Annotated in this window: 20 protein-coding genes; 6 read left to right on the top strand and 14 right to left on the bottom strand. The window is 65.4% G+C overall.

Annotated features, from left to right (window positions below; all coding sequences use genetic code 11):
• Nucleotide 1 precedes the first annotated feature (1 nt).
• Nucleotides 2–1,486 (top strand): Ni/Fe hydrogenase subunit alpha, encoded by a 1,485-nt coding sequence (locus ACSHWJ_RS07250; protein ID WP_432539552.1) that lies wholly within the window; start codon nt 2–4, stop codon nt 1,484–1,486.
• A gap of 1 nt (nt 1,487) precedes the next feature.
• Nucleotides 1,488–2,030, top strand: coding sequence for a hydrogenase maturation protease (locus tag ACSHWJ_RS07255; RefSeq protein ID WP_432539553.1), 543 nt, complete (start codon nt 1,488–1,490; stop codon nt 2,028–2,030).
• Here ACSHWJ_RS07255 and ppa read toward each other — a convergent pair.
• The 13 genes from ppa to ACSHWJ_RS07320 form a co-directional block, all read right to left on the bottom strand.
• Nucleotides 1,978–2,526, bottom strand: a complete 549-nt coding sequence (ppa, locus tag ACSHWJ_RS07260; protein ID WP_010959482.1) for an inorganic diphosphatase — start codon at nt 2,524–2,526, stop codon at nt 1,978–1,980. The genes ACSHWJ_RS07255 and ppa overlap by 53 nt on opposite strands.
• A 77-nt stretch (nt 2,527–2,603) precedes the next feature.
• Nucleotides 2,604–3,206: a hypothetical protein gene (locus ACSHWJ_RS07265; protein ID WP_010959481.1), complete on the bottom strand. Its 603-nt coding sequence runs from the start codon at nt 3,204–3,206 to the stop codon at nt 2,604–2,606.
• 92 nt (nt 3,207–3,298) lie between these two features.
• Nucleotides 3,299–4,267 carry a lipoyl synthase gene (lipA, locus tag ACSHWJ_RS07270; protein WP_017365967.1) on the bottom strand — a complete coding sequence of 323 codons (969 nt, stop codon included), beginning with the start codon at nt 4,265–4,267 and terminating at the stop codon, nt 3,299–3,301.
• A complete protein-coding gene (lipB, locus tag ACSHWJ_RS07275) occupies nt 4,264–4,887 on the bottom strand; it encodes a lipoyl(octanoyl) transferase LipB (protein ID WP_017365966.1) in 624 nt (207 codons plus the stop codon). Before lipB ends, lipA begins: the two co-directional genes overlap by 4 nt.
• Nucleotides 4,888–4,893: 6 nt before the next feature.
• Entirely contained in the window at nt 4,894–6,339 is a 1,446-nt protein-coding gene (gene mgtE, locus ACSHWJ_RS07280; protein ID WP_010959478.1) for a magnesium transporter, read from the bottom strand.
• Between the two features lie 94 nt (nt 6,340–6,433).
• A complete protein-coding gene (locus ACSHWJ_RS07285) occupies nt 6,434–6,697 on the bottom strand; it encodes a YbeD family protein (RefSeq protein WP_010959477.1) in 264 nt (87 codons plus the stop codon).
• A complete protein-coding gene (locus ACSHWJ_RS07290) occupies nt 6,694–7,545 on the bottom strand; it encodes a D-amino acid aminotransferase (RefSeq protein WP_010959476.1) in 852 nt (283 codons plus the stop codon). Before ACSHWJ_RS07290 ends, ACSHWJ_RS07285 begins: the two co-directional genes overlap by 4 nt.
• 17 nt (nt 7,546–7,562) lie before the next feature.
• Nucleotides 7,563–8,741, bottom strand: a complete 1,179-nt coding sequence (locus ACSHWJ_RS07295; protein ID WP_017365964.1) for a D-alanyl-D-alanine carboxypeptidase family protein — start codon at nt 8,739–8,741, stop codon at nt 7,563–7,565.
• Nucleotides 8,742–8,899: 158 nt separating this feature from the next.
• Nucleotides 8,900–10,033 (bottom strand): rod shape-determining protein RodA, encoded by a 1,134-nt coding sequence (gene rodA, locus ACSHWJ_RS07300; RefSeq protein ID WP_010959474.1) that lies wholly within the window; start codon nt 10,031–10,033, stop codon nt 8,900–8,902.
• Nucleotides 10,030–11,865 (bottom strand): penicillin-binding protein 2, encoded by a 1,836-nt coding sequence (gene mrdA, locus ACSHWJ_RS07305; RefSeq protein ID WP_432539554.1) that lies wholly within the window; start codon nt 11,863–11,865, stop codon nt 10,030–10,032. The genes rodA and mrdA overlap by 4 nt, the downstream gene beginning before the upstream one ends.
• A 30-nt stretch (nt 11,866–11,895) precedes the next feature.
• A complete protein-coding gene (gene mreD, locus ACSHWJ_RS07310; protein ID WP_432539555.1) occupies nt 11,896–12,387 on the bottom strand; it encodes a rod shape-determining protein MreD in 492 nt (163 codons plus the stop codon).
• Entirely contained in the window at nt 12,374–13,276 is a 903-nt protein-coding gene (mreC, locus tag ACSHWJ_RS07315) for a rod shape-determining protein MreC (RefSeq protein ID WP_432539556.1), read from the bottom strand. Before mreC ends, mreD begins: the two co-directional genes overlap by 14 nt.
• Before the next feature lie 18 nt (nt 13,277–13,294).
• Nucleotides 13,295–14,338 carry a rod shape-determining protein gene (locus tag ACSHWJ_RS07320; protein WP_010959470.1) on the bottom strand — a complete coding sequence of 348 codons (1,044 nt, stop codon included), beginning with the start codon at nt 14,336–14,338 and terminating at the stop codon, nt 13,295–13,297.
• A gap of 104 nt (nt 14,339–14,442) precedes the next feature.
• Between ACSHWJ_RS07320 and gatC the strand changes: the two genes are divergently transcribed.
• The 4 genes from gatC (at nt 14,443) to ACSHWJ_RS07340 (ending at nt 20,507) form a co-directional block, all read left to right on the top strand.
• Nucleotides 14,443–14,730, top strand: a complete 288-nt coding sequence (gatC, locus tag ACSHWJ_RS07325) for an Asp-tRNA(Asn)/Glu-tRNA(Gln) amidotransferase subunit GatC (RefSeq protein ID WP_010959469.1) — start codon at nt 14,443–14,445, stop codon at nt 14,728–14,730.
• 53 nt (nt 14,731–14,783) lie between these two features.
• Entirely contained in the window at nt 14,784–16,241 is a 1,458-nt protein-coding gene (gene gatA, locus ACSHWJ_RS07330) for an Asp-tRNA(Asn)/Glu-tRNA(Gln) amidotransferase subunit GatA (RefSeq protein ID WP_432539557.1), read from the top strand.
• Nucleotides 16,242–16,267: 26 nt separating this feature from the next.
• Entirely contained in the window at nt 16,268–17,698 is a 1,431-nt protein-coding gene (gene gatB / locus ACSHWJ_RS07335) for an Asp-tRNA(Asn)/Glu-tRNA(Gln) amidotransferase subunit GatB (RefSeq protein ID WP_010959467.1), read from the top strand.
• 154 nt (nt 17,699–17,852) lie between these two features.
• Nucleotides 17,853–20,507: a cation-translocating P-type ATPase gene (locus ACSHWJ_RS07340; RefSeq protein WP_432539558.1), complete on the top strand. Its 2,655-nt coding sequence runs from the start codon at nt 17,853–17,855 to the stop codon at nt 20,505–20,507.
• 4 nt (nt 20,508–20,511) lie between these two features.
• Here the strand turns inward: ACSHWJ_RS07340 and ACSHWJ_RS07345 are convergent, their stop codons facing one another.
• Nucleotides 20,512–20,916, bottom strand: coding sequence for a M67 family metallopeptidase (locus ACSHWJ_RS07345; protein WP_154656686.1), 405 nt, complete (start codon nt 20,914–20,916; stop codon nt 20,512–20,514).
• Nucleotides 20,917–20,919: the final 3 nt, after the last annotated feature.

Here is a 20,919-nt window from a genome sequence, read left to right on the forward strand (position 1 = left end):
GATGTACGACCATCTCGAGACCGCCGAAAATCCCGAAAACCTGAAACGCGTGGTCATCGACCCCGTGACCCGCGTCGAAGGGCACGGCAAGGTCACCCTGCTGCTGGACGACGACGACCACGTCCGTCAGGCCCGGCTCCACATCGTGGAATTCCGGGGATTCGAGCGTTTCATCCAGGGCCGCCCTTACTGGGAGCTGCCGGTGCTGGTGCAGCGGCTGTGCGGCATCTGCCCGGTGAGCCACCACCTCGCGGCGGCGAAAGCCATCGACCAAGTCGTCGGCGTCGACCGGCTCACTCCGGCCGCGGAGAAGCTGCGCCGGCTGATGCATTTCGGCCAGTTCCTGCAGTCGCACGCCCTGCATTTCTTCCACCTGGCGACGCCCGACCTCCTGCTCGGCTTCGACAGCCCGGCGGGCCGCCGCAACATCTTCGAGGTACTGAAAGAGTATCCGGACGTGGGCCTGGAAGGTGTCCGCATGCGCAAATACGGCCAGGAGGTGATCCGGGTCATTTCCGGCAAGCGCATCCACGGCAGCGCCGCCGTCCCCGGCGGGATGAACAAGGCATTGACGTGCGAGGAAAGGGATTTCCTGCGCCAGGACATCGATCAGGTTCTCGGCTGGTGCCGCAACGCACTCGCGCTTATCCGCCGGATCTACCTCGCCAACCGCGAGCATCATGAACGCTTCGGCCTGATCCGTTCCAATTTCATGGGGCTGATCCGCGACGACGGCGCCTTCGAAATCTACCACGGCGGCCTGCGGGCCAAGGACGCCTCCGGCCGGACGATCTTCGACAAGCTCGACTACCGGGGCTACACCGGCATCCTGCGCGAAGAGGTGCGCTCCTGGTCCTACATGAAATTTCCCTACATCGAGGCGCTGGGCAAGGAAAACGGCTGGTACCGGGTCGGACCGCTGGCCCGCATCAACAACTGCGACTTCATTCCCACCCCCCTGGCCGAAGAGGCTCGGCAGGACTTCCTGGCCCAAGGCGCCGGTGGACCGGTGCACGGCTCGCTGGCCTTCCACTGGGCCCGGATGATCGAAACCCTGCACTGCGCCGAGAGCATCCGCGAACTGCTAGACGATCCGGAGCTGCTGGGTACCGACCTCGTCGTCCATGGCGAGCGCCGGCCGGAAGGCATCGGCGTGATCGAGGCGCCCCGGGGCACCCTGTTCCACCATTACCAGGTCGACGAGAACGACTTGGTCACCCGCGCCAACCTGATCGTCTCCACCACCCAGAACAACCAGGCGATGAACGAGTCGATCCGCCAGGTGGCCGCCGAATATCTCGACGGCCAGACGATCACCGAAGGGCTGCTGAACCACATCGAAGTCGCGATCCGCGCCTACGACCCCTGCCTGTCCTGCGCCACCCATGCCCTGGGCAGGATGCCACTGGTCGTCGAGCTGACGAACGCCGGCGGCCGGATGCTGGACCGTCTGCACCGACGGGCGGACGGAACGGTGTCGCGCTGAGGTGGCGGGGCTGCTGGTCTTCGGCTACGGCAACCCGAGCCGGGGTGACGACGCGCTCGGACCGCTGTTCCTCGAAGCGCTGCAAGAACGGCTGGCAAGCTCGCCAGGGGTGGACATCGAATTCCTGCAGGATTTCCAGCTCCAGATCGAGCACGCGCTCGACCTCGCCGGTCGGGACCGGGTGCTGTTCGTGGACGCCCACGTCGGCTGCCCCCCGCCGTTCCGGTTCGAACGGCTCGTTCCCCGGCGCGACGGCAGCTACACCACCCATGCCGTCAGCCCGCAAGCCCTGCTCGAAGTCTACCGGCGCATCAACCGTAGCGAGCCGCCGCCCGCTTATCTCCTGAGCATCCGCGGAGAACGGTTCGACCTGGGGGATGCCTTGAGCCGGGCGGCGGAATCGAATCTCGAGTCCGCGCTGCGTTTCGCCGAGGTGCTGATCGGCGCAACGCCGGGCACCGCCTGGGATGCCCTGTGTCCTCGAGGAGAAATCAGAAATACGGCTTTTCCTTGGCCTGGTTGTAGCGCTCAATGCTGCCGGTGATTTCCCGCCGCGCCTCGTCGATGTCACCCCAGCCATTGATCTTCACCCATTTGCCCGGCTCGAGATCCTTGTAATGCTCGAAGAAATGGGCGATCTGGGCCAGTTGCGGTTCGGGAACGTCACGGTAGGACTTGACCTTGGAGTACAGCGACGAAAGCTTGTCCACCGGAACGGCCAACACCTTGGCGTCGCTGCCGGCTTCGTCTTCCATCTTCAGCACGCCGATCGGCCTGCAACGCACCACCGAACCACTGAGCAGGCGGCAGGGCGCGATCACCAGGACGTCGACCGGATCGCCGTCCTCCGACAAGGAATGGGGCACGTAACCGTAGTTGCACGGATACTGCATCGCCGTACCCATGAACCGGTCGACGAACAGCGCCCCGGTCTCCTTGTCGACCTCGTATTTCACCGGATCGCTGAACGCCGGGATCTCGATGACGACATGGATGTCCTCTGGCACCTGCCGGCCGGAACTGACTTTCATCAAGGCCATGACTTCTCTCCGAAATGAGCAAATAGCCCATTATAACAGTCGGGAAAATCGATGACGGCGGCAGCGAACGGCGTTCGTCAGCCGCCCGACAGGACGATGCGGGCCATCGCGTAATATCCCTTGAGTTTGGCGAGCAAGCCGGGCGCCGGATGCAGGGGATGGACACCGGGCATCGCCTGGCCTTTCGCCAGCCTGGCGATTTTGCGCCGCACCGGCGCGTCGAGCTGGCCGTTGGCCGCCAGCTCCATGAACAACGCCTTGACATTGCCCAGGTCGAAGAAATCGCGCTGCCAGCTCCACTGGTAGTCGCCGCCGTAGCGGAACCAGGAACCGCCGAGCCCGGCGACCTCGTAGTGGCTACCATCGGGCCGCCGGGCCGGCGATACCTGGCGCCAGAACCCGATGACCTCGCCCTGGGCGTCGTCGATCACCACGTGGTCGTACGGGTAGCGCCATTGCTCGAAACCCTCCATGTGGAAGCCCAGCGCCCACTCCATGATTTGCTGGCGTCCGCGGGCCAGGAACTCCTGATCGGGCCCCATGTTCCAGCCGTATTCGGCGTCCTCGGTGTACATCGCACCGAGCGACCGGATCCAGTCGCCGGCCCGCTCCGCGTCACGGTTGGCGGCCAGCCAGCGCGCGACCATTTCTTCCAGCTCGGCTCGGGGGTAGGCGGGCATGCAAAATCCTCTTCTGTCGTGGTTGGTCGAAAACTCCGCAGACGCGGACTCGCTCGCATAAAGCGAAACGGTCGATGCCGGGCGGAGGCGTCTCAGCGTCCGATGATCGCGGCCTGCTGGTCGGCATGATACGACGAACGCACCAGGGGAGCGCTGGCGACGCTGGCGAATCCCAGCTCCCGCGCATACCCCGCGAGTTCATCAAATTCCGCCGGCGGAACGTAGCGCACCACGGGCAGGTGGTCCCGACTGGGCTGCAGATACTGTCCCAGCGTGAGCATCTCGCAGCCATGGCCGCGGAGATCGCGCAGCACCTCGCGCACCTCGTCCAGGGTCTCGCCCAGGCCGAGCATCAGCCCCGACTTGGTCGGCACGCCCGGCACCTTGTCGCGGAACCGCGCCAGGAGCTCCAGCGACTGGCGGTAGTCGGCGCCGGGCCGCGCCTGGCGGTACAGGCGGGGCACGGTTTCGATGTTGTGGTTGAACACGTCCGGCGGATCGGCGGCGAGCAAATCGAGGGCAATCTCCATCCGGCCACGGAAATCCGGGGTCAGAATCTCGACGGACAGCGCTGGGGAGCGTGTGCGCAAGGCCCGGATGCAGGCGGCGAAATGGGCCGCGCCGCCGTCGCGCAGATCGTCCCGGTCGACCGAGGTGATCACCACGTAGCGCAGTCTCAGCAGGGCGATGGTTTCCGCGAGACGCTCGGGTTCGGCCGGGTCGGGCGGCGCCGGACGGCCGTGGGCGACGTCGCAGAAAGGGCAGCGGCGGGTGCAGATGTCGCCGAGGATCATGAAGGTGGCGGTGCCGTGGCCGAAACATTCCGCCAGATTGGGACAGGCCGCTTCTTCGCAGACGCTGTGCAGACCGCGCTCGCGCAGCAGCCGCTTCACGCGCCGAACTTCGTCGCCCGACCCGGCCCGGACCCGAATCCAGTCGGGCTTGGGTAGAGGCGCGCCGGGTTCGACCTTGACGGGGATGCGCGAGAGTTTTTCCGCGCCCCGCCGATGGGACTCCGGCGTCTGGCGCGACGGCGCCCGATTTTCATCCAGGGTTTTCATGCTGCGATTTCCTCGTCGCCGAGCTGGACCATCAATTCTCGCACCAGTGCCGCCGCCGGTTCGAACACCTGCGCGTCGACGCCCAGGTCGGTCAATCGCGTCACCGCCAAACCGGCATGACCGCAGGGATGGATCCGGTCGAAGGCCTCCAGCTCGGGGCAGACGTTCAACGCGACGCCGTGGTAACAGCAGCCGCGGCGCACCCGCAGACCGAGTGACGCGATCTTGGCCCCGTCCACGTAAACCCCGGGGGCATCGCCGCGCGCCCGCGCTTCGAGGCCATACTGGCGCAACAGCCCGATGACGGCCTGTTCCAGCGCGCTGACCATCCGCCGGACGCCGAGCTTCCGCCTTTGCAGGTCCACCAGCGTATAAAGCACGAGCTGGCCGGGACCATGGTAGGTCACCTGGCCGCCGCGGTCGGTCCGGACCACCGGCACCCCCCCGGCATCGAGGATGTGGGCGGGATCGCCGTTCATGCCGAGGGTGTAGACGGGCGGATGCTCCACCAGCCACAGTTCGTCGGCGGTGTCATCGGCACGCTGCCCGGTGAACTCCTGCATGGCGCGCCAAACCGGTTCGTAGTCGGCTCGCCCGAGCATGCGGACAAGAAAGGCCATCGGCGTTCAGTTCAGGAGAAACAGGGTGGCCAGCCCCAGGAAGATGAAGAATCCCATACCGTCGGTGATGGCGGTGAGCAGCACGCTGGTGCCGATGGCGGGATCTAGGTCCAGCCGGGCCCGGATCAGCGGGACGAACAGCCCCGTCACCGCCGCCACCAGCAGATTCAGCGTCATGGCCGCGGCCATCACCGAAGCCAGTTTCGGATCGCGGTAGAGCGCGTAGGTCAGGACACCGATGACGCTGCCCCAAACGATGCCGTTGATCAGGCCGATGGCGATTTCCTTGAACACCAACCGCCGCACGTTGGACGAATCGACCAGCCCGAGGGCGAGCGAACGCACGATGAGGGTGCTGGTCTGCGTACCGGTATTGCCGCCGATGCCGGCGACGATGGGCATGAGCGAGGCCAGCGCCACCACCCGGCTGATGGTGTCGTCGAACAGATCGATGACGCGGGTGCTGGCGAACGCGGTCAGCAGGTTGATGCCCAGCCACACCCAGCGGTTCTTGACGCTCTTCCAGATGCCGGCAAACAGGTCCTCTTCCTGAAGCAGACCGGCCTGGGCCAGTGCCTCCTCGTCGGACTCGTGGCGGATGTAATCGACGATGGCGTCGATACTGACGCGGCCCACGAGGCGCTGCTGATCGTCCACCACCGGCACCGACAGCAGACCATAGCGTTCGAAGGCACGGGCGGCGACGGACGCATCGTCGTCCAGATGGAACATGACGACATCTCTGGACATCACGTCCGCCACCCGCGCCTCGGGACTCCGCAGCAGGAGGCGCTTGAGCGAGAGCACGCCGCGCAGCACCCCTTGCTTGTCGACCACGAACAGCTTGTCGGTGTTCTCCGGCAGGTCGCCGCGCTGGCGCAGATAGCGCAGCACGACTCCCAGCGTCGTATCCTCCCGGATCGCCACCATGCCGAAATCCATGATCGCGGCCACGGTGTCCTCTTCGTAGGACAGGACCGATTCGAGCTGGGCACGGGTCTGGTCATTGAGCGACTTCAGCAGCTCCTGCATGACCTCTTCGGGGAGGTCGGGCGCCAGATCGGCGATTTCGTCCGTGTCGAGCTGCTCGGTGGCATGCAGCAGTTCGTCCCGGTCCATGTCCGAAATCAGCGATTCGCGCACCGCATCCGAGACATGCAGCAGGATCTCGCCGTCCATCTCGGGGTCCACCTGCGCCCACACGGCCAGACGCTGCGCCTGCGGCAGCGACTCCAGCACATAAGCGATGTCAGCGGCGTGGAGCGAATCGAGCTTCTGCCTGAGCGCGACCTGATGCTGCTTGTGCATCAGGTTTTCGATCAACTCATGCCGAGACATCGGCTGATGCTGAAGTATCGTCTCCTCCAGCTTCTGTTTTTCCAGCAGATCCACGACTTCGCGCACGAGCCGGCGCAGTCTTTCGTCGCTGGTTTCGATGATGGAATCGGACATGGCTGGCAACGGACTTCGGTGATCACTGCGCCGACGGAGAGGCCGGCGGATGGAAGGGCGTCCGGGCTCGTACCCTACCCGGACGGAACAGTCGTCAAAGAACCATGAGCACACCGGGCAGCGTGCCGATGCGCTGGTAGATCGCCTCGATCTGTGCCTGGCTCGAGGCGATGAACGTCACGGTCACCGCCACGAACCGGCCACCGCCGCTGGCGCGGACGGCGACACCGAGCTCTTCCAGCTCCGGCGCGGCCAGCCGCACCGCGGCTTCGACCGAAGCGGCGAAATCGCCTTCCGCCGGGCCGAACACCTTGATCGGAAACTCACAGGGGAATTCGAGCAGGGCGTCCAGACTCATGCCGTGATGCCACGCTTGAGCCTGCGCTTGAAGTCCTGGTACAGCGCACTGACCCGCTCCCAAACGGGCCCCGGACTCCCCCGGCCGACCGGCCGCCCGTCCAGCTCGACCACCGGCAACACTTCACGGGTCGAACTCGTGATCCAGATTTCCTCTGCCCCCGAAAACTCTTCCAGCGAGATCGCCCGCTCCCGCGCCGGCAGACCCTCCGCCCGAACCAGCTCCAGCACCAAGTCACGGGTGATGCCGGGAAGCAGTTCGGGCCCCTTGGGTGGGGTGACGATGGTACCGCCGACCACGGCGAACACGTTGCTAGCCGTCCCTTCCGTCACGTGGCCCTCGCGCACCAGCACGGCCTCGGCGCAGCCCCGGTCGACCGCCTGCTGCCGCAGCAGGACGTTGGGCAACAGCGTGATGGCCTTGATGTTGCACCAGCGCCAGCGGATATCCTCCAGCGTGATCGCGCGCACGCCGGTCACCGGAACCGGCGTGATCGGCGAAGCCATGGCGAAGACAGTGGGCCGAACCCCGACCGGGATCGAATGGTCCCGGGCAGGGCCCACGCCGCGCGTCACCTGCACATAGACCGACTGATCGTCCACCCCATCGATCAGGCGGCCGATGATTTCCGACCACTCCGACCTCATCAGGGGCGAGGTCATGCGGATGCCTCGCAGGCTGTCGTCCAGCCGCCGGAGGTGCTCTTCCAGCCGCAGCGGCCGCCCGCCGTAGACCGGGATGACCTCGTACACGCCGTCACCGAACAAGAAACCCCGGTCCAGGACGGACACGCGGGCCTGATCCAGCGGCAGAAACTCGCCGTTGAGATAAACCAGGGGGCCGTTCATGGCAGGACGCCGCGAATCTAGCCCTGCCGCCGCTTCAGCCACAACAGGACATGGTCCAGGGCCCGCCGGAAGATGCCGCCCTCCGGCACCTCCTGCAGAGCCACCAGGTCCCGCTGGATGATGGTCTCGTTGTTGAACGTGACCCGGATGCTGCCCAGTCTGTCGCCTTTTCTGACCGGCGCCATGGCGTCGGCATCCACTTCCATCGCCGTTTTCAGATTCTGGAACTGCCCTCGCGGAAAGGTCGCGTACAGATCCTCGTCCACACCGACCGGCACTTCGGTCTGCTCGCCTTTCCAGATGCGGGCCTTGGCGAGCTCTTCGCCGCCCTTGTGAACCGGTTTGGTTTCGAAGAAGCGGAAGCCGTAATTGAGCAGCGCCTGGTTGGCGTTGGCGCGATCGGTATCGCTCTTGGTACCCAGGACCACCGAAACCATCCGGTCGCCGTCGCGCACGGCAGATGTGATCAGGCAGTAGCCCGCTCCTTCGGTATGGCCGGTCTTGACGCCGTCGACCGAAGGATCACGCCATAGCAGCCGGTTGCGGTTGACCTGCTTGATGTCGTTGAACACGAACTCCTTGATGGCGTGCCAGGGATAGTACTGCGGGAACTCCTTGATCATCGCCCGGGTCAGCGTCGCCAGGTCGCGCGCGGTGGTGTAGTGGTCCGGGTCGGGCAGGCCCATGCTGTTCTTGAAATGGGTATTGGTCATCCCCAGACGCTCGGCATTCTGGTTCATCAACTGGGCGAAGACGGCCTCATCGCCGGCGACATGCTCGGCCAGGGCGACGCTGGCGTCGTTGCCGGACTGGACGATCATGCCCTTGAGCAGGTTTTCCACCGAAATCTGGGCACCGACCTGGGCGAACATCCGCGACCCTTCCGTCCGCCAGGCCTTTTCGCTGACGGTCACCATGTCCTCCAGCTTGACGTGTCCCTGGGCGAGCTCACGGAACAGGATGTAGGCCGTCATGACCTTGGTCAGACTGGCGGGTTCCAGGCGCTCGTCGGCATTGCGCTCGGCCAGCACCCGGCCGCTGTAGAAATCCTGCAGCAGATAGGCCTTGGCCGGCAGTTCGGGCGGGGCGGGGATCAGCGGCGGCTCCGCCCGGAGCGGCAGGCACCATCCGGCCAGGAGGACAAGGGAAAGGAAAACATGCCATCGGGCGTGAATCAGGAGGGCTTTCACGTTCATCCGCCGTAGGGTTGATTTGCAGTACCGTTAGTTTACCACGCCCCCCGCCACCGATTGACGACAGCCGGGGTGGGCGGCATCTCCCTCCGGCACGCCGCAACACCGCTGCCGGGCACTTCGGACCTCACCAGGGAAACGGGGCGCGACGTTTCGTGAGCTCACCCCGGCAACAGCTTGCGATGCGTTTGCACGGACATGAGGATGCCGAAGCCGGCGAGCAGCGTCACCATGGAGGTCCCGCCGTAGCTCACCAGCGGCAGTGGCACGCCCACCACCGGCAGGATACCGACGACCATGCCGGTGTTGACGAAAACGTATACGAAAAACGTCAGGGTCAGGGCGCCACTCAGCAGGCGCGTGTAGGCATCCTGCGCCTGGAGCGAAATGTGGATGCAGCGGCCGATGATGAACAGGTAGATCGCCAGCAACCCCAGACAACCAAGAAGCCCGAACTCCTCGGCCACCACGGCGAAGATGAAGTCGGTCGACTTCTCCGGCAGAAACTCCAGCTGGGCCTGGGAGCCCTGCAGCCAGCCCTTGCCATAGAACCCACCGGAGCCGATGGCGATCTTGGACTGGATGATGTGATAGCCGCGGCCCAGAGCATCCGCCTCGGGATTCAGGAACATCAATACCCGGTCCCGCTGGTAATCGTGCAGAAAATGCCAGACCACAGGCAGCAGCCCTGCCCCGGCGCCGCCGAGCACCAGCAGGTAGAGCCAGCGGATGCCGGCGAGGAATACCGCCACCGCTCCGGCGGCGCCGACCAGGATCGCCGTCCCCAGGTCGGGCTGTTTGGCGATCAGCCCCACCGGTATCGCGATGAACACGCCGGCCACGGCGACATGCCGGAAGGCCGGAGGAACCGGACATTCGGACAGATACCAAGCGACCGTCATCGGCACCGCCAGCTTGAGGATTTCCGACGGCTGGAACCGCACCACGCCGAGGTCGAGCCAGCGCTGTGCCCCTTTCCCGATCTCTCCCATGACCAGCACCGCGGCCAGCAACAACACCCCCACGCCCCAAAGCAGCGGGCTGTAAAAACGGAAATGGCGCGGATGGATCTGAGCGATGGCCAGCATCACCGCCATGGCCAGCAGCAGACGGATTCCCTGCCGCAACAGCACGTCGAAGCTCTGGGCCGACGCCGAATACAGGATCACCAGGGCCACACCGGACAGGGTCACCAGGCCGGCGAACAGCGGGATATCGATGTGGATCCGCTTCATGATGCGTTCGAAGCGGGTTTCCCCGGCAGAGAAACCGGCCAGCCCGGGATCGTATCTCATGGGGCACTCCCGCTCAGATAGCGCTCCATCACCGCCCGGGCGACCGGCGCGGCGACCGAGCCGCCGTGCCCCCCGTGCTCGGCGATCACGGCCACGGCGATGCGGGGTTGCTCCGCCGGGGCGAAGGCGATGAACAACGCATGGTCCCGCATCTCCTTGCTCACCTCCGACTCCCGGTATTTCTGTCCCTGCGCCACCGAGAAGACCTGGGCCGTCCCGGTCTTGCCGGCAATATGGTAGGCAAGGCCGCCGGCGATGCTCTTCGCGGTCCCGCGGGGGCTGTGCACGACGTCGATCATCGCCTGGATCACCGTGTCCCAATGCTCCGGCGCGATGGCCAGTTCCTCCCGGCGGCGTTCTTCCGGCGCCGCGCCGGCCCCTCCCTGCACCCCATCGAGCAACCGCGGCGTGACCACGCGACCCCGGTTGGCCAGAATGGCGGTGGCCCGCGCCAGTTGCACCGGCGTCACCCCCACGTAGCCCTGGCCGATGCCGGTGATGACCGTCTCTCCAGGAAACCAGGGGTATTTGCTGCGCTTCTTCTTCCATTCCTTGGAGGGATAGACGCCCGGCAACTCACCCGGAATGTCGATCCCGGTGCGCGTGCCGAAGCCGAACCGCCCCATGAATTCGCTCAGCTTGTCGATGCCCAGACTGAGGGCCAACTTGTAGAAATACACGTCGCAGGACTGGGTGATCGCCGATTTCAAATCGACGGCGCCGTGGCCGCCTTTGCGCCAGTCGCGGTACTGGTGAGAGGAATTGGGCAACTGGAAATAGCCGGGGCAGGACACCTTGCGGTCGGCGGCGAGGTCCCCGACTTCGAGTCCCGCCAGCCCTTCGAACGGCTTCACCGTCGACCCCGGCGGATAGACGCCGCGCAGGGCACGGTTGTACAGAGGACGGTCCGGCGAGGCCTGCAGCCGGTCGTAATCCGCCTTGGGAATGCCGTACACGAAGGGATTGGGATCGAAGCTCGGCTTGCTGACGAAGGCCAGCACCCGGCCCGTCGCGGGCTCCATCGCCACCACCGCACCGTTGTAGTCACCCAGGGCGTCGACCGCCGCGCGCTGCAGGGTGATGTCCAACGACAGGCGCAGATCGGCCCCCGGGATGGGCGGTACCGTGTTGAGAACGCCGATCGAGCGGCCCTGCACATTGGTTTCCAGCTCCTGGTGGCCGGTCCGGCCGTGGAGCAACGTCTCGTAGGTCTTTTCGATCCCGCTCTTGCCGATGTGGTAGGTGCCGCTGTAGAGCGAAGGATCGAGCGTCTTCAGATCCGCCTCGCTGATGCGGCTGACGTAGCCTACCGCATGCGCCGTGAGTTCGGCGTAAGGATAGGTCCGGATCATGCGCACGGCAATCTGGACGCCGGGAAAGAACGGCTGCTTGACCGCGAAACGCGCGATCTGTTCTTCATCCAGCCGCATCTTGAGAGGGATGCTCTCGAAGCTCTTGTGCTGGGATCGAAGCTTGCGGAACCGGCGCACGTCCTCGTCGCTCAGCCCGAGCAGGGTCTGGAGTTCCGCCAGCGTTGCGTCCAGGTCGTCGATGCGTTCCGGCACCAGTTCCAGACTGTACGAAGGCACGTTGTCCGCCAGTACCTCGCCATTGCGGTCGTAGATGACGCCCCGTGTCGGCGGCAACGGTGCGATCTTGACGCGGTTGTCCTGTGACAGGGTCGCGTAGTGCTCGTGACCGACGATCTGCAGATAAACCAGACGCACCACCAGCGCCGCCACCGCCAGCAGCAGCAGGACCACGCTGAAGGCGATGCGGGACTGGAATACCCGAACGTCGTTCTGGAACCTGCGGGCGGCTCGGATATTCATGGCTTCGGCAGGGCCGGCGCAGGCATGAGGCTACGCCGCGCCGTAACGGCGCCCCAGGCCGTCGAGCGCGACACGGACCCAGGGCCAGACCAGCCCGCCGGACAACGCCGCGAACCAGTAGCCTTCCGGCGCACTGGCCAGTCCCCGGATATGACGTGTCCACAGGGTGAGCAGGAGCCCCAAGCCGAGCAGCAGCACGACGGCCAAAACCTGCTGCACCATCGAATAGACCCGAAATCGCCGGTGAAATCGCACGCCGACATAGATGACCACACTGTATGCCAGCGCATCTTGCCCCAGCAACCGGCCCGTCAGTGCGTCTGCCAGGAGGCCGGTCAGCCAGGCCGTACCGACGCCGACGCGGTCGGGAGCCATCACGGCCCAATAGATCAGCACCAGCAGAATCCAGTCCGGGTTCCACAGTGCCCAATCTTGCGGCAAAGGGACGATCCGCATCGCCATCGCAGCGGCCAGGCTCGCGAAAATCAGGATACGGGAGGGTGTTCGCCTAGTGCGCCACATGCGGAGCCGCTGCGCCGGACGGACTTTCCCCCGTCTCGTCCCGAGTCTGGACATCGCTGCGGGTCCAGACCAGCAGAACCTCGCGGATACGGTCCAGGGGGGCGACCGGCTCCGCCGAGACCTTGGCGAGCGAACTGCCGGTGTTGGAAATGTCCACCACCGTTGCCACCGGATAGCCGGCCGGAAACACGCCGCCCATGCCGGAGGTCACCAACCGGTCGCCCTCCCGGATGTCGGCGCTGCCGCTGAGGTAGGGCAGGATCAGCCGGTCGATCCGGCCGGTACCCACCGCGATCGTCCGCAGCCCGTTGCGCTCGACCTGGATCGGGATGGCATGATTCGGATCGGTGATCAGCATCACTTCGGCACTGACCGGCGAAACGCGCAGCACCTGCCCGACCACGCCGCGGGCATCGAACACCGGCTGGCCGACGTGGACACCGATGTTCGAACCCTTGTTGGCCAGCACCAGGTGCTCGTAGGGCACCAGATTGATGGACAGCAGTTCGGCGATCAGGAAATGCTCGCCGATCTTGATCGAGGCGCCCAGCAGCGCCCGCAGACGGATGTTTTCCTGCTCCAGCGCGGAGAATTTAGCCAGCCTGGCTTCCAGACGCAGGCTCTCCTCCTTGAGCCTTTGATTTTCTTCCAGCAGGCTGGCATAGCCGGACACGTTTTCCCGGAGCCACTCGGCGAAGCGCACAGGCGCACTGACGAACTGCTGCAGAGGATAGACCGCGGCATCCAGCCCGCCCCGGAGCGCGCCGATCGCTCCCCGCCGGTCGGCCGCGAGCAGGACCAGCGAGACGACGGCGAAAACCAGCAGCCGGAAATTCTGGGCCGGCTTCTTGGTGAATGCGAGCTTGATGGCGCGCCCCTCTCGTATCAACGCTGATGGGGAACGGAACTATTCGAGGAAGAAGGGGGTACCGCCTTTCCGGTCCAGCAGCTCCAGCACTTTGCCGCCGCCGCGGGCGACGCAGGTCAGCGGATCCTCGGCCACCACCACCGGCAAACCGGTCTCCTCGGCGATGAGCCGGTCGATGTCCTTCAGCAAAGCGCCCCCTCCGGTGAGGACGATGCCCCGCTCCGCCACGTCGGCACCCAGTTCCGGCGGAGTCTGCTCGAGCGCCTGCTTGACCGCTTCCACCACGCCCGCGAGCGGTTCCTGCAAGGCTTCGAGGATCTCGTTGCTGTTCAGGGTGAAGCTGCGCGGGATGCCTTCCGCCAGGTTGCGTCCCATCACGGCGATTTCCTTGACCTCGCTGCCGGGATACGCCGAACCGATCTCGTGCTTGATGCGCTCGGCGGTGGCCTCGCCGATCAAGGTTCCGAAGTTGCGCCGGACGTAATTCATGATCGCCTCGTCCAGCCGGTCGCCGCCGATGCGCACCGACGCCGCATACACCACGCCGTTGAGCGAGATGATGGCGACTTCCGAGGTGCCTCCGCCGATGTCGATCACCATCGAGCCGCGGGCCTCGCTCACGGGCAGGCCGGCGCCGACCGCGGCGGCGATCGGCTCCTCGATCAGGTAGACCTCACGCGCCCCGGCGCCCTCGGCGGAATCCTTGATCGCCTTGCGCTCCACCTGGGTCGAGCCGCAGGGCACGCAGATCAGGACCCTGGGGCTCGGCCGCAGCAGCCGGTTCGGGTGGACCTTGTGGATGAAATACTGGAGCATCTTTTCCGTCAGGGTGAAGTCGGCGATGACGCCGTCCTTCATCGGACGGATGGCAGTGATGTTCCCCGGCGTGCGTCCGAGCATGGACTTGGCCGCGGACCCCACGGCGGCGATGGACTTGGCCCCGCGGTTCTTGTCCTCCCGGATGGCCACCACCGAGGGCTCGTTCAGGACGATGCCCTGACCTCTGATGTAAATCAGGGTGTTGGCCGTGCCCAGATCAATCGACAGATCGTTCGAGAAATAACCGCGCAGACGCTTAAACATCGGGAACCGGCCTGGCAAAAAAACATACTCTAGCAACGGGCTGGGGGGGCCAGCAAGACATGCGGTATGATATGGATCACATCGTCCATCAACAGGATACGCTCATGTCGCTCAGCGCCGCGGAAGTCAACAAAATCGCATGGCTGGCACGCCTCGCCATCGACGACGACAAGGTCGAGGCCTATGCCCGCGACCTGTCGCAGATTCTCGGCTTCGTCGAACAACTCGGCAGCGTCGACACCAGCCGGGTCGCGCCGATGGCGCACCCCCTGGACGAGGCCCAGCGCCTGCGTCCCGACGACGTCACCGAGACCGACCAGCGCGCTCTGTTCCAGGCCCATGCCCCCCTCGTCGAAGCCGGACTCTATCTGGTGCCCAAGGTCATCGAATAAACCGGTTCCGCCGCCCTTTTTTTCAAAATTCGCACATTTCGGAGCCCCACCGCATGCATCGCAAGACCCTCGCCGAACTGGCCGCCGGTCTCGAACGGAGAGAATTCAGCAGCGTCGAGCTGACGCAAGCCCACCTCGCGCGCATCGAGCGGCTCGACCCCGCCCTCAACAGCTTCATCACGACCACCCCCGAAATCGCCCTGGCCCAGGCCCGCGCCGCCGATGAGCGCCTCGCCAAAGGCGAAGCCGGCCCCCTGACGGGCATCCCCATCGCCCAGAAGGACATCTTCTGCACGAAAGGCGTGCGCACCAGCTGCGGCTCCAGGATGCTGGACAGTTTCGTCTCGCCCTACGACGCCTGCGTGGTCGAGCGCTTCAACGCTGCCGGCGCGGTCATGCTCGGCAAGCTGAACATGGACGAATTCGCCATGGGCTCGTCCAACGAGACCAGCTACTACGGGCCGGTGAAGAATCCCTGGAACACCGCCACGGTACCCGGGGGCTCCTCCGGCGGCTCGGCCGCAGCGGTCGCGGCGCGGCTGGTACCAGGCGCGACCGGCACCGACACCGGCGGCTCGATCCGGCAGCCCGCGGCCTTCTGCGGCATCACCGGCCTCAAGCCGACCTACGGCCGGGTCTCGCGCTGGGGCATGATCGCCTTCGCGTCCAGCCTGGATCAGGCCGGCCCGATGGCGCGCACTGCCGAGGATTGCGCCATCATGCTGCAGATCATGGCCGGTTTCGACGAGCGCGACTCGACCTGCGTCGACCGGCCGGTGCCGGACTACCGCGCCGCCCTCGGCAATGATCTGGACGGCTTGCGCATAGGGCTGCCCAAGGAATTTTTCGGCGAAGGGCTCGATCCCGCCATCGCCGGCCTGATCCACGCGGCCGTGGACGAGTACAGAAGGCTCGGCGCCATCGTCAGGGAAATCTCGCTGCCGAACATGCATCTGTCGGTCCCGGCCTATTACGTGGTCGCTCCGGCGGAATGCTCGTCCAACCTGGCCCGGTTCGACGGCGTGCGCTTCGGCCACCGCTGCGAAAACCCCACCGACCTGGCCGATCTCTATACTCGCTCGCGGGGCGAGGGCTTCGGAGCCGAGGTCAAACGCCGCATCCTGATCGGCACCTATGCACTGTCGGCCGGCTATTACGATGCCTACTACCTCAAGGCCCAGAAGATCCGCCGCCTCATCAGCGAGGACTTCCGCCGCGCCTTCGAGGAGGTCGACGTCATCATGGGCCCGACCGCGCCCTCGGTCGCCTTCGAGTTCGGCGCCAAGAGCGCAGACCCGATCGCCATGTATCTGTCGGACATCTACACCATCGCCGTGAACCTGGCTGGCCTGCCCGGCATGTCGATCCCGGTGGGCTTCTCCAACGGCCTGCCCGTCGGCATGCAGATCACCGGCGGCTATTTCAGTGAGGACCGGCTGCTGAACGTCGCCCACCGCTATCAGCAGGCCACCGACTGGCATACCCGCACCCCGGCCGGCATCGCCGATTGACCCACAGCTTCAAGGTGTAACCGAACATGGAATGGGAAACCGTCATCGGGCTGGAAATCCACGCCCAGCTCGCCACCCGCTCGAAAATTTTCTCCGGCGCCCCCACCGCCTACGGCGCCGAACCCAACACCCAGGCCTGCGCCATCGACCTGGGCCTGCCCGGCGTGCTGCCGGTGCTCAACCGCGAGGCCGTGCGCATGGCGGTCAAGTTCGGCCTGGCCATCGGCGCCGAGATCGCGCCGGTGTCGGTGTTCGCCCGCAAGAATTACTTCTATCCCGATCTGCCCAAGGGCTACCAGATCAGCCAGTATGATCTGCCGGTGGTCGCGCGCGGTAAGCTCAGCATCAACGTCGACGGGAAAGCGCTGACCATCGGCATCACCCGCGCTCATCTGGAGGAAGACGCCGGCAAGTCGCTGCACGAGGACTTCCACGGCTACACAGGCATCGACCTGAACCGGGCCGGCACGCCGCTGCTGGAAATCGTGTCTGAACCGGATCTGCGCTCGGCCAAGGAAGCCGTGGCCTACATGAAGAAACTGCACGCCCTGGTGCGCTACCTGGAAATCTGCGACGGCAACATGCAGGAAGGTTCGTTCCGCTGCGACGCCAACGTATCGGTCCGGCCCAAGGGCCAGACGAAGTTCGGCACCCGCGCCGAGATCAAGAACCTCAACTCCTTCCGCTTCGTGGAAAAGGCGATCAACCACGAGATCGCACGCCAGATCGAGATCCTGGAAGGCGGCGGCGAGGTGATCCAGGAAACCCGGCTGTACGACTCGGTCAAGGACGAGACCCGTTCCATGCGCAGCAAGGAGGAGGCCAACGACTACCGCTACTTCCCCGACCCGGATCTCTTGCCGCTGGAAATCAGCAGCGGCTTCATCGAGGAGGTCAAGGCCACGCTGCCGGAGCTGCCGGACGCCAAGCGCGACCGGTTCAAGGCACAGTACGGCCTCAGCGATTACGATGCGGAAGTGCTGACCGCCAGCCGGGAAATGGCCGATTTCTACGAAACCGTGGTCCGCGAGGCCGCCGGCGACCCCAAGCTGTGCGCCAACTGGGTGATGGTGGAACTGTCCGGCCTCCTCAACAAGGACGGCCTGGAGATCACCGCATCGAAGATCGATGCCGCCGGACTGGCCAGCCTGGTCCGCCGCATCGCCGACGCTACGATTTCCGGCAAGATCGCCAAGCAGGTGCTGGAAACCATGTGGAACGAAGGCGGCAGCGCCGACGACATCATCGAGAGACAGGGCCTCAAGCAGATCACCGACACCGGCGCCATCGAGTCGATCATCGACCAGATCATCGCCGCCAACCCGGAGCAATTGGCCCAGTACCGCGCGGGCAAGGACAAACTGTTCGGCTTCTTCGTCGGCCAGGCCATGAAGGCCACCCAGGGCAAGGCCAATCCCGCCCAGCTCAACGAACTGCTCAAGAAGAAGCTGCAGTAATCCGAAAAGAGAAAGCGTCTTTCGGTGAGGTCTCGGGTTTCTCCGAAAGGCGAGAGCCGGCCCTGCCAGCCCTTCCGCCGGGGCAGCGGGCCGGCTACCCTAGGTGAATCGTCCAGTCCCTGCTGCTTAAGGATGAAACACCGAGGGCCTTCCCATGAAACGTAAGCACCACGCGACCCGGAAACCTCACCCGCCGGCGCACTGGCATCTGCTGGAACCGTGGCAGATCACTGCCTGGCTCAAGGTCGACCCGCAGAAGGGACTGTCGCAACGGGAGGCCGAACAACGGCTCGCCGAACGGGGCCCCAACCTCATCATCGAGCAGCGGCCGCGCGGCCCGCTGGCCATGCTGCTGGGTCAGTTCGCCGACTTCATGATCGGCGTCCTGATGCTGGCCGGCATCGTTTCCGGCCTGGTCGGCGAGATCGCCGATACCGTGACCATCGTGGTGATCATCATCCTCAACGCGGCCATCGGCTTCGTCCAGGAATACCGTGCCGAGCGCGCCATTGCGGCCTTGAAGAGCATGGCCGCCCCCCTCGCGCGGGTGGTGCGGGACGGGCAGCATCACGAGCTGCCGGCCCACGAGCTGGTTCCCGGCGACCTGGTGCTGCTGGAAGCGGGTAACATCGTGCCGGCCGACATCCGTCTGCTGGACACGGCCCAATTCCGAGTGGAAGAGGCCGCCCTCACCGGCGAGTCCCAGCCGGTCGGCAAGTCCACCGAAGCGATACGCAATCCCGACGCTGCGCTCGGTGACCGCCGCAACATGGTCTACAAGGGCACGGTCGTCACCTACGGCCGGGGCCTGGGCAGCGTGATCGCCACCGGCATGGAAACGGAACTCGGCAAGATCGCCCAGCTCCTGCGCGAGGAGAAGGAAAGCCGCACGCCCCTGCAGAACCGCCTCGCCCAACTCGGGAAGCGGCTGGCGCTGCTGGTGCTGGCGATCTGCGCCATCATCTTCGTCGTCGGACTGCTGCGGGGCGAACAGCCGATACTGATGTTCCTCACCGCCGTCAGCCTCGCGGTCGCCGCCATTCCGGAAGCCCTGCCGGCCGTCGCGACCGTCTCCCTGGCGCTGGGCGCGCGCAAGATGATCCGCCAGCACGTGCTGATCCGCCGCCTCCCGGCGGTCGAAACGCTGGGTTCGGTCACCTATATCTGCTCGGACAAGACCGGCACGCTCACTCAGAACCGGATGCGGGCCGAGGCGTTCTATGCCGACGGCCGGCCGGGCCCGGAGCTGCCGGAGCCGATGCTGCGGGCCATGGCCCTGAACAACGATGTCCGGGTCGACAAGGAGGGGCGTCTCCTGGGAGATCCCACCGAGACCGCCCTGTACGAAGCCGCCGCCGCAGCCGGCCATTCCGGCATCGATCTCGCCGCCTCATGTCCGCGCACCGCCGAAATTCCTTTCGATTCCGAACGCAAGCTGATGACGACGCTGCACCGTGAAGGGGAAGGACTGGTCGCCTACACCAAAGGCGCGCCGGAAATGCTGTTGCCGCGCTGTCGGACGGTATGGAGAATCCAGGGTCCCGTCCCCATCCAGAGCGACGAGCTACATGAGATTGCCGAACGCATGGCGGCGGAGGGGCTGCGGGTCATGGCCCTCGCTTTCCGGGAATGGCCGGAGCCGCCGGCGGAGCCGAGTCCGGAAACCGTCGAAACCGGGCTGTGCTTCCTCGGCTTCGTCGGCCTCATGGACCCGCCGCGGCCCGAAGCCGCGGAAGCCGTGGCTCTGTGCAAGACGGCGGGAATCAAGCCAGTCATGATCACCGGCGATCATCCCGCGACCGCACGCACCATCGCCCTCCGCCTCGGCATCGCCGACGAGGACGCCCCGGTCCTGACGGGCGAGGAACTGGCCGGCCTGAGCCTGGCGGAATTCGAGAAACGGGTGGAGGAAATCCGGATCTACGCCCGCGTCGCCCCGGAGCAGAAGATCAAGATCGTCCGGGCCCTGCAGGACAAAGGCGAGTTCGTGGCGATGACCGGCGACGGGGTGAACGATGCGCCCGCCCTGAAATGCGCCAACATCGGCGTGGCCATGGGAAAGAGCGGTACCGACGTGGCGCGGGAAGCCTCACACATGATCCTCCTGGACGACAACTTCGCTTCCATCGTCGCCGCCGTGCGGGAAGGGCGGCGCATCTTCGACAACATACGCAAGTTCATCAAATACACGATGACGAGCAATTCGGCGGAGATATGGACACTGTTCCTCGCGCCGTTCCTCATGCTCCCCATTCCACTGCTCCCCATCCACATCCTGTGGATCAATCTCGTCACCGACGGCCTGCCGGGCCTGGCCCTTGCGGTCGAGCCCCAAGAACGCGGCATCATGCAGCGCCCCCCGCGTCCGCCTCAGGAAAGCATCTTCGCGCATGGCATGTGGCAACACATTCTCTGGATCGGGCTGCTGATGGGGGGCGTTTCTTTGCTGTCGCAGGCATGGGCCTACCATACCGGTTCGGCTCACTGGCAAAGCATGGTGTTCACCGTGCTCACCCTGTCGCAGATGGGGCATGTCCTTGCCGTCCGATCGGAACGGGAGTCGTTCTTCGCGCTGGGCTTCTTCTCGAACAAGCCCTTGCTCGGCGCCGTCCTGCTCACATTCCTGCTGCAGATGGCAGTGCTCTACATCCCGGCCCTCCACCCCATCTTCCGGACGGAGGCCTTGGAACCGCATGAACTGGCGGCCTGTCTCGTCCTGTCCACCCTCGTGTTCTGGGCGGTGGAACTGGAGAAATGGATGCGTCGGCGCGGCTGGATCTATCGGGAAGACCGCCAGACCGCCGCCTGACGGATCATTCCGGGGCCAACAGGAGTTCGACCTCGCGCGGCCTGGACGACGATCCGATACGGAAGCCCCGCATTTCCAGCACTCCTTTCGTGCCCAGCGAAACGATGAGATGCAGCGCCTCCGGGTAAGCGGCGAACTCGAGGTCGGCCGGGGATGGAATGGCTGCGGCCGTGGGGTGTGAATGGAAAATCGCGAACAGTTCCTCCCCCCGCTCCCGCATGGCGCGCAGGGCGTCGATCTGCCCCTTGGGATCGAGAAGAAAACGGCATTCCGGGCGTTCGGCGACGTTGGGCACCGGATAACAGCGCATCCTCCGCCCAGCGGTGGCACCGACCAGCCCGCAGACCTCGCGCTCCGGCGATGCCTGGGCCAAACGCAGAATCTGATTGATCAGACACCTGGGAATCACACA

This window comes from Methylococcus sp. S1M, assembly GCF_051295855.1.
Lineage (GTDB): Bacteria > Pseudomonadota > Gammaproteobacteria > Methylococcales > Methylococcaceae > Methylococcus > Methylococcus capsulatus.